Source organism: Yersinia enterocolitica, assembly GCA_002082245.2.
In the GTDB taxonomy this organism is placed as follows: domain Bacteria; phylum Pseudomonadota; class Gammaproteobacteria; order Enterobacterales; family Enterobacteriaceae; genus Yersinia; species Yersinia enterocolitica_E.
On sequence record NBTC02000001.1, the window covers coordinates 1 to 15948 of the forward strand.

The window sequence follows — 15948 nt, forward strand, 5'->3', positions numbered from 1 at the left end:
ACAAAAAGTATAACCAGACATCTTCTATTTCATTTAACTTATTAATTTTTTTGCTGCTAGTGAGGTGTTTAAGAAAAAGACGCTCAGCAGCTTGCAACAATTGTAATTGACACAGTTTCTGTAAAAACAAGCCAAATTCCGATGTGGAACAGCTCGCATCAAGTGCATTAATGTCACAAAGTAATGATCCTTCAATAAATTCTAAAACAAACTCTCTTTTTTTGTAGCCAAAGTTACTGATCCAATCAATATAGACATCAACAGGAGAATTATCATTCAGCAAAAAATCTCGGTAACTTGCACGTAATAACTTAGGATTTAACGCCAGTGTTTTTCCAAACAGTTTAGCTTTCAGAGCACAGTTAATACCTGAATTTATAAACTTTTGATCTGCCTGCTTCTCGATCTGCTCAAGAAGCTCCTGTAATTCCTTTTTAACAACTTTATCAATTTTCTTTTTACGAATTAACTCTCGTAGGATCAGCACCAAATCACTTTCGTCTGGAAATAATTTATGTACATAGGCAATTAATTCACGAAGATCAACTTTGGGATTCTGTACTATTTGCAGTATTTTATCCGTTTTTGATTCTGCATCTTCTTCCAGAATATTTTCAAAACTCGATGACAGTTCTTCTGCTTTCTTCTCATATAACTTCCTATTATAAAATTGCGTCACAGCCGCTGACATTTCATCTGTCGATTGTAAAAATGTCCATTGTTCTGATGCAGAAGATTCATCAACCACTTCAGACACATTCCGTCCAACACTGGAATCTGTCTGGGATGTAGCATTATCACGTCCACTATTTTTCCTCTGCATTCCTCCCGGAATATCTGCAAGAGGTGGTGTGTTAATTGCCATTACGTTTTCCGCCTACTTCACGATTGATATAGGTATGAACCCATTTTTGCAGCAGTTCATCGTTGATATCTTTTTTGTTCTTTGTCGTTGTAGTGAGATTTTTCGCATCATTCTTAACATCATTAATGTCATGCATTTGGTTTTCATCTATTTCCCTTGGTTGAATAAGAAATACTCGCACGGTATTGCTGGAATTTGAGCCTTCGTAGCGAAACAAACCGCCAATAAATGGGATACTACCCAGCAAAGGTATTTTCTTACTTTCCATGTTATTTGAGTCGCGTGTATATCCGCCAACCAATAAACTTTTACCCTGAGGAACTCGCGCAACAGTGCTAATAAGTGTCCTACCAACGTTAGGTAAACTATCTACGGTTTTGTTGGCGGAATCAGACTCGTTACCATCCTCAATGTTCAGTAATAACTCAATTTGGTTCCCCCGACTAAAACGAGGGAGCACACTGATCATTGTTCCGTAGGTGACTTCTTCTAAATTAGCCGTCCTTTCTCCGACCAATTTGGTATAAAACGTATGATTATTATCAAATATGGCCGGTATATTTTCTTGAGTTAAAACCACCGGTCTTGACACCACCGACGCACGTTTTTTCTGTTCAAGTGCCTGAACCGCCGCAATAAATCGCGAGCCATCTAATGTACTTATCGAACTGGATTGATTAAAAGAAACACCAACACGAGAGCCAATCGTCACACTGCCGGACCAGTCAGCTCCCATCTGCTCGAGATCGCTTTTATCAATATCAATAATCCACAGAGACAACTCAATATGGCGTTTGGGCACATCAAGCGCTGTAACCAGTTTCTCAACGAAGTCAACCTGAGCAATCGAACCTTTTACCAGTAAACTGTTAGTCCCTGGATAGGCAATGATCTTGATATCTTCGGTGGATGAAGTGGCGCCTGAGGTGCTGATAGTTTCCAGTTTCAGCTCATTGGTCTCTTCATCCGCTAATGGGAACGCTGGCATCTTTGGAATAGCCCCGGCACGCACTTGCTGGTTGCTGGCCAGATCGGTCACCACATTAACTTTAGCTTGCTGGTTAACATCATTGTTTAATAACGATGCAACAACTTTCGCCAAACCTGGAATGACAATTTTCTCGCCACGAAGCTCATAAGTACGATCAGTGACGAATGTATTAATAAGATGAATTATGCCAATCTTTTGTCGGCCAATTTCAATCCCATCACTATTCAGATCCATTAATTTTGAGGCATTAGTAACTAATTCGACATAAATAGGTGGTCCTGACACATAGAATGTACCGTTATTTCCGCCTTTTATGGTGTATCTCTCATCATACAAACCCGATTCTTTCAGGAATGCATTGAATTCACGAGGTGTCACATTCCTTAAACTAATTAATGCATTTCGCATTTCCGATGCATCGTAGATATAGATAGCCTTTCCGTCACCATACCAGATCAACCCCATCTGTTTAGACAGCAAATCCAGCATGGCATAAGGATCGGATAAATCGAAATTTCCGCTTATTTGTTTTTTTGCCGCTAATTTACTGACAATTACCGGTTTACCCGTAAAAGGCATAGTTGATTCAAAGAAACTTTTTAACCCCTCTTTATTTGCAACATAACCATAATTATCTGCAGCATAAACAGCAGGTGTATATACAGCCAGGTTTGTAACCAGCAGCATAGGGACGATAAGTAATAATATATTCAGTGAAAGTTTATTCATAATTGTATATTTCTATCAGCATTTTTTACATAGCTCTCTCGGCGTTTTTCCTAACCGACTCTTTATGTCAGCAGAGAAATGTGAGGAGGAGGAGTATCCATATTTATAAGCCACAGAGGTCATATCACTTTTTCCTTCAATGATTTCGAGTACGGCTCTGGCCATTCTCCAACTGCACAGTTCAGCCTTAACTTTACCGCCTAATGCATAACTGCATAATCGGCGGAAGTGGGAATAAGAGACGCCGTATACCCTCCCCAAATCGTACAATGTATTCTGGCTCATTGATTGTGATAACAAATATCTCACCAGATCATAAAACTCTGACGTTCTAAGGAAATCACACAGAGGAGCGATCCATTCTTTTCTTTCAATATAGGCTGACAAAAACCACGATTCTGCTGTTGAACGGTTATTTAGCAAATTCATTCCAGCTATATTAAGATAACTGAAGTGAAAATCATGAATTTTAGCAGTTTCTATATTCCTGGCTTCATCAATAAAAGCCAATAACTTACTTAATACATCAATTCTGACCTTGTGATAAATTAGAGTGCCATATGTAACTTTTATGTGAACGTGGTCGAGTAAAAGAAGACAATCACATTCTGCTTTCCAATTAATATTGTGTTTCCCCTGGGAAATGACCAATTGCACAGCAGTGTTTTCAGACATTTTTATTAGCCACAACTCTTGGTCGGGTAAAATATATGATTTACCCTCTTTTAAAATATTTAACGGAAGTAGCATACCTTGTGCGATCATCGTTCACCTCCAGTATCAGACTTCTATTTTGTTACAAATCAGAGCAAGAACATGATTGAATAATGATGAATATGATTTTTACTTTATAGAAAAAAATCTAATCGAAGCCATCTGGTTGATGTATCGGTCTATTTTTTAAAAAAATGCAGTGGCAGAATCTTTCCACAAATATTTTTTTACATGAAAATGTGATTTCTTTATATAACTTACCGTATTTTTGTGTTTCGGCTGACTTTGTCAGTATCATACCTATCGTCCAATATTCTGATATGGCGTTCTTCAACGCAGTTGCTGTTTTTATACTATTCGGTGTTAATAGCACACTAACTGAATCGCACTGAGTTTCTTGGAGACTAAACTCTTACCCAAATGACATCAAAATCAGCCAACCGTTATCCAACCGAACTGCGGGAACGCATAGTAAAGTGCATATTCTGGCCGATCGTGCCCCCCCCATGTCAGGGTAGTTGTCGCCTCCTTCTGAAAAATAGTCAGGGGGCTGGAGATGTTGTATGGCCGTTTATTCAACAGAACGTAAAGCTGCGGTGATCGCCAAAATGTTACCTCCACATAATCAGTCTATTAATCAAATAGCGCGGCAGGAAGGTATTCCTCCCAAAACCCTTTACCACTGGCATTCGTCGGCGGGCATTGCCGAGCCAGCACTGTCTAACAGGGAAAACTCACCCCATGAGTGGTCGCAGGAGGAGCAGTTTGCCGTTATTGTTGAAACCGCACCGCTTTCTGCTCATGCTGTTGCTGAATATTGTCGCCGTAAAGGCCTCTATCCCGAGCAACTCCAGCAGTGGAAGGACGGTTTTATGCAGCCCAACCCGCGTGAAGAAAAAGCAGAGATAAAACGATTAAAAAAGGAAAACCAACAACTTAACTGTGAAATAGTCCGCAAGGACAAGGCGCTAGCCGAAGCCGCAGCGCTGTTGATATTTGTAGTGGTCAACTAAAATTGGCCACGGCACGGTAGTAGACTGTTCATAGAACAGCCGTTCGGAGTCATTGGGTGTTAAGCCCCCGTTATACCCGTGCGGGCGAAGTTCGCTGTAGTAACCCGTTATATATCGGGTGATTGCATTTCTGCCCTCCCCGAAGCTCTGGTAACCTGTCGTCGGTACCCATTCGGATTTCAGACTTCTGAAGAATCGCTCCATCGGCGCGTTGACCCAACAGTTTCCACGCCGGCTTAGGCTCTGTTTTATCCGGTAACGCCACAGTAACTGACGGTATTTTTTACTGGTGTAATGACTGCCCTGATCGCTATGGAACATGACACCCGCTGGGCGTCCCCTGAGTTCCCATGCCATCTGTAACGCTTTACCCGTTAGCGCTGAGTCCGGTGAGTGCGACATCGCCCAGCCTATGGGCTTGCGGGCAAATAGATCCAACACCACAGCCAGATAAGCCCAGCGCTTACCTGTCCAGATATAGGTCGCATCGCCACACCAAACCTCATTCGGCTGCGTTACTGCAAACTGCCGCTCCAATAGGTTCGGTATATCAACATGCTCCTGACCACCCCATTTATATTTGTGTGTGGGAATCTGGCAACTTGTCATGTTCAGCTCTGCCATTAATTTTCCGGCAAGCCAACGCCCCAGTTTTACGCCCTTATTCGTCACCATTATGGCGATATTTCGGGCACCGGCTGACCCGCCGCTGGCATGCCAGACTTCGCTAACCAGACTGCGTTTAATGGTGCGCTCGACATCTGGTGCGCGTTCTCTGTTATGCCAATACCGATAGCTGCTACGCTGAACATCAAAAGCCTTACACAGTGCTTTTACCGAATAAATCGCGCTCAATTTATCGACTATCGCGAACTGTTCAACGAGTCCGACATCAAGAGAGCGTTGCGTTGACAGATTGAATCTACAGTGGCCTTTTTTAGAATTTCATTTTCCATTTCAAACGTTGTATTCTTTTCTTCAGTTCCCGACGTTCTATTTGTTCAGGCGTAAGGGGAAGTCCAGTAGGGGTTTTACCCTGACGCTCCAATCGGAGCTTCCCCACCCATCGGCTAAGAGCTGAAAGACTGACATTCATAGCGTTAGCGGCCTCCGAATGAGAGTAATTCTGGTCAACAACCAGCTTTGCTGCTTCGAGTTTAAATTCAGCCGTAAAATATTTGGTCATGGGTCACCTGTAAAGTTATTGAGGCAAGAATAACACCTCTGGTCAGGTGGCCAAATTCACTATGCCACTACACAGATAAATGCGCTGCACGGTATGTTCCTGGAGTTCGGTGAAACAGTGAGAAAAGGACGGGCTTCTCTGGATAAAGCTGTACCCCTGGTACTGGAGCGTCTGAGAGAAAGGCTGCCTCCCTTCCTGATAGCCTTGCTGGAAGAGCAGCATCACAGGCTTAGTGACCTGGATGAGCAAATCAACGGCATCGAAAAACAGCTGAAAGCCGTGGCAAAACAAAATGAAGCCTGCCAGAAGTTGTTGGAAATCCCCGGCGTGGGGCCGCTGATCGCGACTGCCGCTGTAGCGACGATGGGAGAAGTGTCAGCCTTTAAGTCAGGGCGAGAGTTCGCCGCTTATGTAGGCCTGGTGCTGAAGCAAACGGGCTCTGGCGGTAAAGTTGCAAAATGGCGTCTGAATCGATCACGGTTTGGCATTCGAATCGATCATGATTTGGCATGCATCTCCGATCGCGATTTGGCATCACAATCGATCATGGTTTGGCATCCTGCCGATCACTCCGGGAATTAACTCTTTCTTACACGGTCTCCATTGCTGATTTTTACGCCAATGGAGGCATCAATGTCCAAAAAGAGAAAAGCCAGGAGTTCCATGGAAACCTGAACCGCCCCGGTTTTCTTGGAGAGTTTTTGAACCCGTTGTTCACGCGGCCAGATCTTTGCCAGCATGTGAAGCATAGTAGCCTTTTTCTGCTTCCATCGGCGGGATATGGCCCAGGCGTTCCAACAGTCTGCGATTGTTAAACCAGTCCACCCATTCCAGCGTCGCCAGCTCTACATCCTGACGCGTTTTCCAACTTTTTCGGTGGATCACTTCAGCCTTGTACAGACCGTTAACGCTTTCAGCCAGCGCGTTGTCGTAAGAATCACCCGTACTGCCCGTCGACGCCAACAACTCAGCATCTTTCAGCCGTTGCGTGTACGCCAGCGACACATACTGGGAACCTTTATCACTGTGATGGATGGTGCCCGAAGGCCGTCTGAACCATAGAGCCTGCTCCAGCGCATCCAGCACGAAGGTCGTTTCCATCGTTGATGAGGTTCGCCAACCTACGATAACCCCGGCAAACACATCGATAATGAACGCCACATACGCGAAGCCCTGCCAGGTGCTGACGTAGGTAAAATCTGCTACCCACAGCTGGTTCGGGCGTTCCGCCACGAATTGACGGTTTACCAAATCGCGTGGGGTCTCAGTGGCTTTGTTGCTGCGCGTCGTCTTAACACCTATGCCACGTATTACCCCCTTTATTTTCAGCTTTTTCATCAGGCGCACCACTGTACATCTGGCCACGTGGAACCCTTCGCGTTTTAACTGTTGCCAGACTTTACGGTACCCGTAAACACGGTAGTTTTCTTCAAAAACACGCTGTATTTCCGGCATAAGCTGACCATCACTCTTGTCCCGGTGACTGCGATGCTCAGGATGTTGCCGACGTTGTTGATGCCAGTAATACGTTGACGGGGCTATGTCCAGTTCATGACATATCGGCTCGATCCCATGTTCATCGCTTAGATTTTCCAGAAACGGCATTATTTCTTCCAGTGGCGGTCAATGGAATGGACGCCTCCCCCTTAACGAGGATTCAGCGTATAACGGAGGAATATAGCATAGTCGGCAACCGTAAAATGAAGGAGATAGCTATGAGCAATATAACCCTGATTGGTATCGACCTGGCTAAGAACGTATTTCATCTACATGCAGTTGATGACAAAGGTAAACAGATGAAAGTGACTAAGCTGTCACGCCTGAAACTTGCCGAGTATTTATACCGCAGTGAACCGGTAATCGTCGCAATGGAGGCTTGTGCAAGTGCCCACTACTGGGGACGGCTTTGTACATCACTGGGCCATGAGGCTCGTCTGATATCTCCGCAGTTCGTCAAGCCATTTGTCAAATCCAACAAAAATGATCGTAATGACGCACGGGCAATCTGCGAAGCTGCACTGCGTCCTGATATGAATTTTGTTCCCGTCAAAACAGTCGAGCAGCAAGCTGTACTGAGTCTTCACAGAGTTCGTGAAATGCTGATAGGCCAAAGAACGGCAACCATCAATCAGTTCAGGGGATTACTCACCGAGTTTGGATTACCTGCACCCACAGGGCGTAGGGCGCTATTCAGTATGATCCCCGCTATGATTGAAGATCTCCGAAAAATTTCACCCGCATTTCTCATTACTTGCATTAGTCAACAATGGGAACATCTCAGACAACTGGAACAACATATCAACGAAGTCACTCATCAGATTGAAATGCATGCCCGCCAGTCTGATATTGCACGCCGCTTGCAAACAATTCCAGGTATTGGCCCAATCACAGCTTCAGCACTGGATGCCTACGTTGGTAAGGCCACTCAGTTCAGAACAGGGCGACAACTGGCCGCCTGGTTGGGGTTGGTGCCCCGACAGCATTCAACAGGAGGGAAATCTGTGTTGTTGGGGACCAGCAAGCGCGGAAACAGTTATTTGCGCCAGCTGTTTGTTCATGGAGCCAGAGCAGTTGTATCTGTAGTATGCCGTTCTCCCGATGCGAGCAAGCAGGACAAAACTATTACGGGTTGGCTGACCAGAAAGCATATGAATGTAGCCGTAGTGGCTATGGCAAACCGAAATGCACGCATTGCCTGGGCCGTCATAGCCCACGAGCGTAGCTTCGACAATAATTATCGGGAACAACTGACCAACCAGTTACTCCCGGGCTGACAGAAAATATTTGATGTGTTCCTTTCCTGATTGCTACAGGTGATTTATTGACGTGATGGCGTAGACAGGTCAGACCGGTGTTGGCAAAACCCGTGGAGCTCGATAGTCAGAATTTATTGAATTAAGACTGAGCGGTCGTTTGGGAGCCAACAAGCAGATTCCATTATGGGCAGCGTATAGTCAAATAAACGCACAAACAGCCCGAATATACGACTGCGATCTTCACCTTCTGCATCAAAACAAAAAAATCACTTGGCAAAAAGGAGGCGTCCATATACGAGCTCCGCCTGGGCAAAATACGCTGAAGCCTGACGCAAGATATCGTTGCTGCGGCGCAGTTCACGGTTCTCGCGCTCTAACTCTTTTAGGCGCAGGCGTTCATTGGTTGTTAGAGCCGTTGTTGGTGAAGGGGTATGTTGTTCATGCTGACGCATCCAGGCGCGCAAAGTGTCAGCATGACAACCGATTTTCGGGGCAATCGCTCTGACAGCGTCAAGCTCCGTCGAATACTCGCCGCGGTGATCCAAAACCAATCTCACTGCCCGTTCGCGTAATTCAGGTGAATAACGATTTGATGACATTTGAGTCTCCTTTTAACGACTAGTTTAGTCTCCAGGATCCCCGGGGCGGTTCACATTTTCTGTCGATTGCCCGGCAGATATACAGTGTATTGGTCTGCAGTTTATTCGTGCGTGTGGTTATAAGGTTCATCCTGACGCATTTGGTGGACTCATCTTATGGGCTGATCCTTTACACCCGTCTGACAATGACTAAAGCATGAGAGTCTGTGGTAACAAGCTGCTGCAGGTTAGCAACTGTTTGCTGTCAGTATTTTCCATATTATGCCCGCTCGCGGGCGTAGCCGGGGATAAGAATTCCAGCGGGATGTCCTCTTTCACAAACAGTGCGTAGATCTCTTCCCGGTCCGTAAATGTTGTTTTCCCATACATCAGGATATGAAACAACGAGCGAGCCACCTTTGGCTCCTGTCTTGCCCTGGCGATAGACTGCCTTACATCTAGGTGGAATTCTCGTCTGAGGTTTTCGCAGGCGGTCAGGCCGTTTGTGAAATCCCCTTGCGGCTCTGCCAGAAATAGCTCCGCAAACTTGCCTTCCGGCTGTAGTGCCCCTTCACCCAGCAACACGACGGCATAGGCGGCAGCCTCTAGCATGCCCAACTGATCCTGAAGAGGCAGCATCTCAAAATGGCTGTTCGTACATAATGGATAATGACTTTTTTCCCAAATACAAAGCAGGTTTTTAGTATAGGAACGGCTGCGGACGAGCGGCATGCTCAGCTCGTCCAGCAGCGTACGTAAAAGCCGAAACCATAATCCGGCATGCACCCGGCGCCGGGGGAGGTCCACATGACCCACTGTGAGTGCCTGCCAAGTCAGACGGTCCATGACGGAAACGGCAAAACTGGCTTGCCGTAAATTGCCGGGGATCTTTACCCACCGATGAAAAAGTCCGAATTTTTCGCGATAGGACTCCAGCCAGCACCCGTGTATGGGGCAACTTAACATCAGGGGAAGTTTCCATGCCAGTAGTAATGCTCCCTCAGAGGGCCTGTCACCTAAACACTGGGGGCAAGCCCTGTGGATCGCCTCCGAGGGGATCCAGGCCTGCCATTGCGTGTGCGGCTTTACCTTTCGGTATGACGCCGACATCAACACCGACAACTGTGAGACATAGGTTTTTTGTGCTGAGGGGATATTGTCATCCATGCTGTCCAACAGCCAGGGTATCCAGCCGGATAAATGCATACCTCGAAGTTGCGCAAGCGTCAGCCCGCTTTTGTCTGATAAAGCATCGAGCAGTGAGGCTGATGGCGTTGTGTCGAGTTTATCCACGGTGTTATTACCGGTACAGTGTGCCAACAGTTCGCGTCGATCCAGCCGGTAACGGTGGGCGACCCGATCAAGCCAGGACGATAAAGCCTCCCCTTCGACAGGTTCGGGGTGCAATGGCCACCGAAGTATGGGGTTCATCGCAATTCCCGTTCAAATTGCCGGCGTCGCTCTGTGGGACCGGTATAATCAGACAGACTGAGTGTCCTGTGGCTGATCGCCTCCTCGCCGCTTTCTACAGCAACGACGGCTGCCGATGTCAGAAGCTGTGACAGCTCACCGATAGTGCCTTCGCAGCGGGCAAGCAGGTAACGAGCCATATCTTGTGTAGCAATCAGGGAGCGCTGCCTCAACGGGAGTGAAGTGGCGAAGCTGGCCAGCAGAGAGCAGCAGTTATCGTCAGCTTCCCACAGGGGTAATATTACAGGGTGAAACCGGTTTTCCAGTTGATCATCCGAGCGGATAGCCAGATAGGCATCACGCGTTCCCACGCCGACGATGGGGATGCGCAGTTCATTCCCCAGGAAACGCAACAGGTTGAGAAACTCCCTTCGGTTAACGCTGTTTCCCGCCAGTATGTTATGCAATTCATCGATAATCAGTATGCGCACACCAACACGTCTGAGCAGGGATAAAGCCAGTTGCTCCATTTCTGACAGTCTTTGCCGAGGGCGTACCGGCGCGCCTATGGCGGCAAGCAATGCGAGGTAGAAGCGGCTCACAGAAGGCTCAGAAGGCATTTGCACACTGATAACGGGGGTCCACTCCTGGTTAGCACTGGAGGTCGCAGGATGTGTTCGGCGAAATCTCTCCACAACCATCGATTTACCGTTATTGGTGGGACCAATCAATAACAGGTTAGGCATCCGCTGTTTTTGCGGCCAAGCATAGAGGTTTTCCAACTGGCTTAGTACATCCGGTGCTAAAGGGTAACCTATCCAGCGGTCGGTGCGAATTCGCTGGATCCGTTCAACTGCTGGCAGTCTTGCTATTTCCTGCACTGCGGGTAAAAGATGGGAAAGGTCAATGAGTGGAAAGGCGTCCATAATTACCACTCCTCAATTTGATCAAACGGCAAGAACAATGAATCGACCGCCGGCAGACTGTTATCGGTGTCCGTATTCGGTGGAACAAGCTGATGTGACGGAGCCCTTTGTGTTAAGTGCTGGCGGCGCTGCGTATCTCGCCGCATCTTACGCGTGGCGTGCTGCGCAGTGTCTACAATGTCCCGCATCTGGCGGATCATGTTAAACAATGTGACTTCATTCACCTGCTCACGCCCAAGTTGACGCAACTGGGTCATTGCCTGACGTTGTTCCCACAATGTTATTGCCGGATGTGCCAGTGTGCGGTAGGGGATTTCCAGGTAATAATGCCCCTCCGGTTCGAGTACCCAAATGCGGCTGATATCACGCAGGTCCCGACGCAGAATGAACAATAGCCCGCCTGCAGCGGGAGCTAAGTCTCTGCTGGAGTGTGATTTTCCTTTACCATCATAACTTACTCTAATCTATGTACATTCCTTGTCCAGCAAGTATCCTCTTTCAGATTGATATTGACTGGTGTCAGTTATTCGATAATCACTGCAAACCATCCCCTAATAACCTAACTGGCCATCGACAATGTGATTGCCAGTGTCTTGTGGGACATCCGTAGGGGTTTTAACTGGATAGAAGTTGTATTTGAACAGATGTAAATCAATAACCATACCTCCCCATTTTGCTACTGTTAGAATGGCTAAAAGGTATCCAACAGCCTAACCATTTGTTGTTTATAGAATTCCTATTACAATTGATATGTTTACCACAATCATCAGGTCGGAAAACGGTTAATACAGATGTTAAAATGACATATCCATTAATGAGTTAAAGTGAATCAAACCCAATAAACCCCTCTTCTATTCATTCAGTTTAAAATGAAAATATAAAAAGCACTTAGCTCCCACAGGAAAAACTTCACATGAAAATAGACTCCTTATATCTAATCGTGGTGTCGATGAGTTTACTTTTAACTCCCGTAACTTATGCCGCACTGACTAATATTGATGGTGGTCAGATTGTCACAGTTCCTGGAACTCAAACATCACCGTGGGATGAGTTCAGCCTCGCCGTTGGCTACTCCAGCACAGGTACACTAAATATTAGTAATAGCGGTGTAGTTAACAATTCTTTTGGTTATATCGGTGAGAATGCAGGTTCCATTGGCATTGCAAATGTGTCGGGTGCAGGATCGCAGTGGACCCAAACTATTTTTTCTGTTGGGACTGGCGGGCACGGCACACTCACCATTAGTGATGGAGGCATCGTTAACAATTCTTTTGGTTATATCGGTGAGAATGCGGGTTCAATTGGCATTGTTGAGGTATCTGATGCGGGTTCACAGTGGAACAGCACCCAAGGCCTTTTTGTTGGAGATTCAGGCAATGCTATGCTCACCATCCGTGATGGCGGTGTTGTTACCAGCGTAACAGGGTTTATCGGCAATAGTATCGGTTCATCGGGTATTGTTGAGGTTTCAGGCTTAGGGGCTGAGTGGAATAATACCACAGGACTCACTATTGGTCGTACTGGTAACGGCACTCTCACTATCCGCGAGGGTGGGAAGGCTAATAATACAAACAGCTATATTGGCAGGGCTGCTGGGGCCACGGGTATTGTTGACGTAATAGGGGCAGGTTCTCAGTGGAATAACAGTTCCACTCTTTCTATTGCTGAATCCGGCAACGGCACGTTGACCATTGCTGATGAAGCAACAGTTTCGGCAAGTTCAGTCACTATTGCTTCAAATGCAGCCTCCAGTGGTACCTTGAATATCGGCAATGGTAATTTGGCCGGCACCCTCAATACCGCGAGTATTACCGGAGGGGCAGGGGCGGCAATAATCAATTTTAATCATATCGATAATATTGATTTTTCACCACAGATGTCCGGTTCATTGACCGTCAATAAAATTAATAACGGCATTACTACGCTGACAGCGGTCAATAGTTACACCGGCATTACTACCGTAAGTGCTGGAGCATTGCGAGCCGGGACCGCTGGTGCATTCAGTAACCAGTCAGATTTTGTCACTGAAGCCAGTGGACGACTGGATTTAGCCGGATATGACCAAATTATCGCCAGCCTGAATAACGCCGGAGTGGTCAGCTTTAATGGTGTTCCAGGTGCAGTGCTGACCATTACAGGGGATTATATGGGTAATAATGGCTTGCTGAGTTTCAATACAGCTTTGCATGATGATAATTCCACAACCGACAGATTGGTTGTGGAAGGAAATACATCCGGTACAACACAAGTCAGTATCACCAATGCAGGTGGCGGCGGCGCAGCCACTCTGAACGGCATTGAGTTAATACAAGTGAATGGCTTATCGGAGGGGGAATTTATTAAAAACGGCAGGATTGTAGCCGGTGCATATGACTATTCATTAGCCCGCGGAGTGGGTTCCAATGCGGCTAACTGGTATTTGACCAGCACAGAAACACCGACCATTCAAGAACCTGGAGCTCCCATGATCGAGCGCCCGGAGGCAGGGGGCTATACAGCTAACCTGGCGGTCGCTAACACTATGTTCGTAACACGTTTGCACGACCGTCTGGGGGAAACCCAGTATATTGATGCACAAACCGGTGAAAAGAAAGTCACCAGTCTGTGGTTACGTAACGAGGGGGGCCATAACCGGTCACGTGATTCTCAGGATCAACTGAGGACACAATCTAACCGTTATGTCCTGCAACTGGGGGGTGACATTGCTCAGTGGAGTCATAACGAGAGAGACCGTTTTCATCTGGGGATAATGGCCGGTTACGGTAACAGCAAAAGTAAAACTGAATCTCGCTTGTCAGATTACAGTGCCCGTGCGTCAGTAGACGGCTACAGCACCGGCGTATACGGGACCTGGTATGCGAACGATACCGATAAGTCGGGCTGGTATGCGGACAGTTGGGCGCAATACAGCTGGTTTAATAACACCGTTAACGGTCAAAATTTAGTGACTGAAGAGTACCAATCCCACGGTCTGACGGCTTCTGTAGAAAGTGGTTATACCTTTAACATCGGTGAAAATACGGTTAAAAATGCCCAGTACTTCATTCAGCCAAAAGCTCAGGTGACCTGGATGGGAGTGAAAGCCGATAACCATAAAGAAGCCAATGGCACGAATATTTCTGGCGACGGTGAGGGAAATATCCAGACCCGCCTGGGCGTGAAAGCCTTTATGAGTGGTTATGCTGAGCAGGATAAAGGTAAAGACCGTGTATTCCAGCCGTTTATTGAAGCCAACTGGATACATAACACCCGGGATTTCGGCACCAATATGGACGGTATCACCGTGAAACAAGACGGCGCAGCCAATATTGCCGAGTTGAAGATGGGTATCGAAGGTCAGATTAATAAACAAGTCAATCTGTGGGGCAACGTGGGCCAGCAAATTGGTAACAAAGGCTACAGCGATACTGCGGCGATGTTAGGGGTTAAATACAACTTCTAGAATTAGTCATCGATATCAATAGATTTCACCTTCGATGTGAGCGTGGCTGCAGCGCGGCTACGTCACTTTCCCTGTGTTTTTCTAAATTTTATACTCCCCTACATGTATATCCCGCGCCCCGTAAAACTCCTCTTCCAGATTGATGATGGCTGGGGCCAGTTACTGGCTAAACACGGCCATACCGTCCCCGAATGGACCAAACTGGTCATCGAGCGGATGCTCGCCTGCGGGACCGGTGCCATGGGCGTTCGCCGATATTGTTGTGCTTCGGCTCACTGCTCTCACACTAAATACTTCTGCCAAAGTTGTAAAAGCAAAGGCTGCAGTGCCTGTGGCATGAAAGCCACCGAGCAATGGATTGCTGAGCAACAGCATGTTCTCCCCGACTGCGAATGGCAGCACATTACCTTCACCCTGCCCGATAAACTTTGGCCTGCCTTTACCAACAACTGGCCCTTGCTCAATAAACTTTTCGCCTGTGCCGCCAATACCCTGCTCAAATGGGCCAAAAAACTCGGTATCGAGATAGGTTTGTTTGTGGCCCTGCATACCTACGGTCGACAACTCAATCAGCATCCCCACATTCATCTGTCCGTCACTCGCGGAGGACTGTGTCTCAAACACGGCGTCTGGCGACCGGTTTACTTTAAAAAGAAAATTGTTGAGCTCTATTGGCGGCAGGCCGTCATTACCCTGTTACGGGGAAGTTACGCCAAGCTCGATTTACCTGCCGCCGGCTATCAACACATCCGGGACTATCGGGAGTGGTGCCAGTCGCTTGAGGTGCAGTTTCAGCGGCGCTGGAAAATCCACTTTGCCAAAAAGACCAAACACGCCCGGCAAAACGTGAATTATCTGGGGCGCTATCTGAAACGGCCGCCAATTGCTGCCTCAAAGCTGCGCCATTACAACGGCGGAGCCGTTGTTCATCATTACTATGACCACCGGACTCAGCGGCACTGCACGCAACGACTCAGCCAGGAAGAGATGTTATGGCGCTATATCAGCCATATCCCGTCACGCCATTTTAAAATGGTGAGGTATTACGGTTTCCTGGCCAACCGGAAACGGGGGGAGTTATTGCCTAAAGTCTATACCGCACTGGGGATTGAAATGAAGAAAAAACCGCAGAAACCGGGCTTTGCGTCTCTGATGAAACAATTTACCAATGTAGATCCTTACCAGTGCGTGTTGTGTGGCAGCCGGATGGTTTTTAACAGTGCGGAGGCTGGTATCCGGGCAGAAGAGTTGTTGGCGCGACGTCGGCAGGAGTTCAAAACAGAGCAATGGTTACGGCAGGCTGCATAGGGAAGATCTGCCGGAAATTTGGATTTCGCA

Annotated in this window: 10 protein-coding genes and 4 pseudogenes; 5 read left to right on the forward strand and 9 right to left on the reverse strand. The window is 47.2% G+C overall.

Annotated features, from left to right (window positions below):
- The 3 genes from A6J66_000005 to A6J66_000015 all read right to left on the reverse strand — a co-directional run.
- Window positions 1-865, reverse strand: an 865-nt coding sequence (locus tag A6J66_000005; protein ID PNM27145.1) for a YopN family type III secretion system gatekeeper subunit, incomplete at its 3' end; no start/stop codon positions are given.
- Window positions 855-2585 (reverse strand): EscC/YscC/HrcC family type III secretion system outer membrane ring protein, encoded by a 1731-nt coding sequence (locus tag A6J66_000010; protein PNM27146.1) that lies wholly within the window; start codon window positions 2583-2585, stop codon window positions 855-857. The genes A6J66_000010 and A6J66_000005, both read right to left, overlap by 11 nt.
- Before the next feature lie 15 nt (window positions 2586-2600).
- A complete protein-coding gene (locus tag A6J66_000015) occupies window positions 2601-3350 on the reverse strand; it encodes an AraC family transcriptional regulator (protein ID PNM27147.1) in 750 nt (249 codons plus the stop codon).
- A gap of 512 nt (window positions 3351-3862) precedes the next feature.
- Here A6J66_000015 and A6J66_000020 point away from each other — a divergent pair.
- Entirely contained in the window at window positions 3863-4312 is a 450-nt protein-coding gene (locus A6J66_000020; GenBank protein ID PNM27148.1) for a hypothetical protein, read from the forward strand.
- On the opposite strand, the pseudogene A6J66_000025 reads toward A6J66_000020, so the two are convergent.
- Window positions 4268-5498, reverse strand: a pseudogene (locus A6J66_000025) (IS3 family transposase). The gene A6J66_000020 and the pseudogene A6J66_000025 overlap by 45 nt on opposite strands.
- Window positions 5499-5558: 60 nt before the next feature.
- On the opposite strand from A6J66_000025, the pseudogene A6J66_000030 reads away from it, so the two are divergent.
- A pseudogene (locus A6J66_000030) lies at window positions 5559-5951 on the forward strand (IS110 family transposase).
- A 261-nt stretch (window positions 5952-6212) separates the two neighbouring features.
- Here A6J66_000030 and A6J66_000035 read toward each other — a convergent pair.
- A pseudogene (locus tag A6J66_000035) lies at window positions 6213-7106 on the reverse strand (IS3 family transposase).
- 107 nt (window positions 7107-7213) lie between these two features.
- Here A6J66_000035 and A6J66_000040 point away from each other — a divergent pair.
- On the forward strand, window positions 7214-8272 hold the full coding sequence (locus A6J66_000040; GenBank protein ID PNM27149.1) for an IS110 family transposase: 1059 nt from the start codon (window positions 7214-7216) through the stop codon (window positions 8270-8272).
- Window positions 8273-8520: 248 nt separating this feature from the next.
- Here the strand turns inward: A6J66_000040 and A6J66_000045 are convergent, their stop codons facing one another.
- The 4 genes and pseudogenes from A6J66_000045 to A6J66_000060 all read right to left on the reverse strand — a co-directional run bounded on the left by A6J66_000045 (window position 8521) and on the right by A6J66_000060 (window position 11557).
- Window positions 8521-8853 carry a hypothetical protein gene (locus A6J66_000045; protein ID PNM27150.1) on the reverse strand — a complete coding sequence of 111 codons (333 nt, stop codon included), beginning with the start codon at window positions 8851-8853 and terminating at the stop codon, window positions 8521-8523.
- A gap of 189 nt (window positions 8854-9042) precedes the next feature.
- Complete coding sequence (locus A6J66_000050) at window positions 9043-10263, reverse strand: transposase (protein PNM27151.1); 1221 nt, start codon at window positions 10261-10263, stop codon at window positions 9043-9045.
- Window positions 10260-11168, reverse strand: coding sequence for a transposase (locus A6J66_000055; GenBank protein ID PNM27152.1), 909 nt, complete (start codon window positions 11166-11168; stop codon window positions 10260-10262). The genes A6J66_000050 and A6J66_000055 overlap by 4 nt, the downstream gene beginning before the upstream one ends.
- 2 nt (window positions 11169-11170) lie before the next feature.
- Window positions 11171-11557, reverse strand: a pseudogene (locus A6J66_000060) (transposase).
- 524 nt (window positions 11558-12081) lie between these two features.
- Between A6J66_000060 and A6J66_000065 the strand changes: the two are divergent.
- Entirely contained in the window at window positions 12082-14610 is a 2529-nt protein-coding gene (locus A6J66_000065; GenBank protein ID PNM27153.1) for an autotransporter outer membrane beta-barrel domain-containing protein, read from the forward strand.
- A 102-nt stretch (window positions 14611-14712) separates the two neighbouring features.
- Window positions 14713-15918 (forward strand): IS91 family transposase, encoded by a 1206-nt coding sequence (locus tag A6J66_000070; GenBank protein ID PNM27154.1) that lies wholly within the window; start codon window positions 14713-14715, stop codon window positions 15916-15918.
- The last annotated feature ends 30 nt before the right edge of the window (window positions 15919-15948 follow it).

What these genes read in the sequence shown, in the direction of transcription:
- A6J66_000040 (PNM27149.1), top strand. Translation starts at nt 7,214, where the DNA reads ATGAGCAATATAACCCTGATTGGTATCGACCTGGCTAAGAACGTATTT.
- A6J66_000055 (PNM27152.1), bottom strand. Translation starts at nt 11,168, where the DNA reads ATGGACGCCTTTCCACTCATTGACCTTTCCCATCTTTTACCCGCAGTG.
- A6J66_000015 (PNM27147.1), bottom strand. Translation starts at nt 3,350, where the DNA reads ATGATCGCACAAGGTATGCTACTTCCGTTAAATATTTTAAAAGAGGGT.
- A6J66_000070 (PNM27154.1), top strand. Translation starts at nt 14,713, where the DNA reads ATGTATATCCCGCGCCCCGTAAAACTCCTCTTCCAGATTGATGATGGC.
- A6J66_000020 (PNM27148.1), top strand. Translation starts at nt 3,863, where the DNA reads ATGGCCGTTTATTCAACAGAACGTAAAGCTGCGGTGATCGCCAAAATG.
- A6J66_000065 (PNM27153.1), top strand. Translation starts at nt 12,082, where the DNA reads ATGAAAATAGACTCCTTATATCTAATCGTGGTGTCGATGAGTTTACTT.
- A6J66_000045 (PNM27150.1), bottom strand. Translation starts at nt 8,853, where the DNA reads ATGTCATCAAATCGTTATTCACCTGAATTACGCGAACGGGCAGTGAGA.
- A6J66_000010 (PNM27146.1), bottom strand. Translation starts at nt 2,585, where the DNA reads ATGAATAAACTTTCACTGAATATATTATTACTTATCGTCCCTATGCTG.
- A6J66_000050 (PNM27151.1), bottom strand. Translation starts at nt 10,263, where the DNA reads ATGAACCCCATACTTCGGTGGCCATTGCACCCCGAACCTGTCGAAGGG.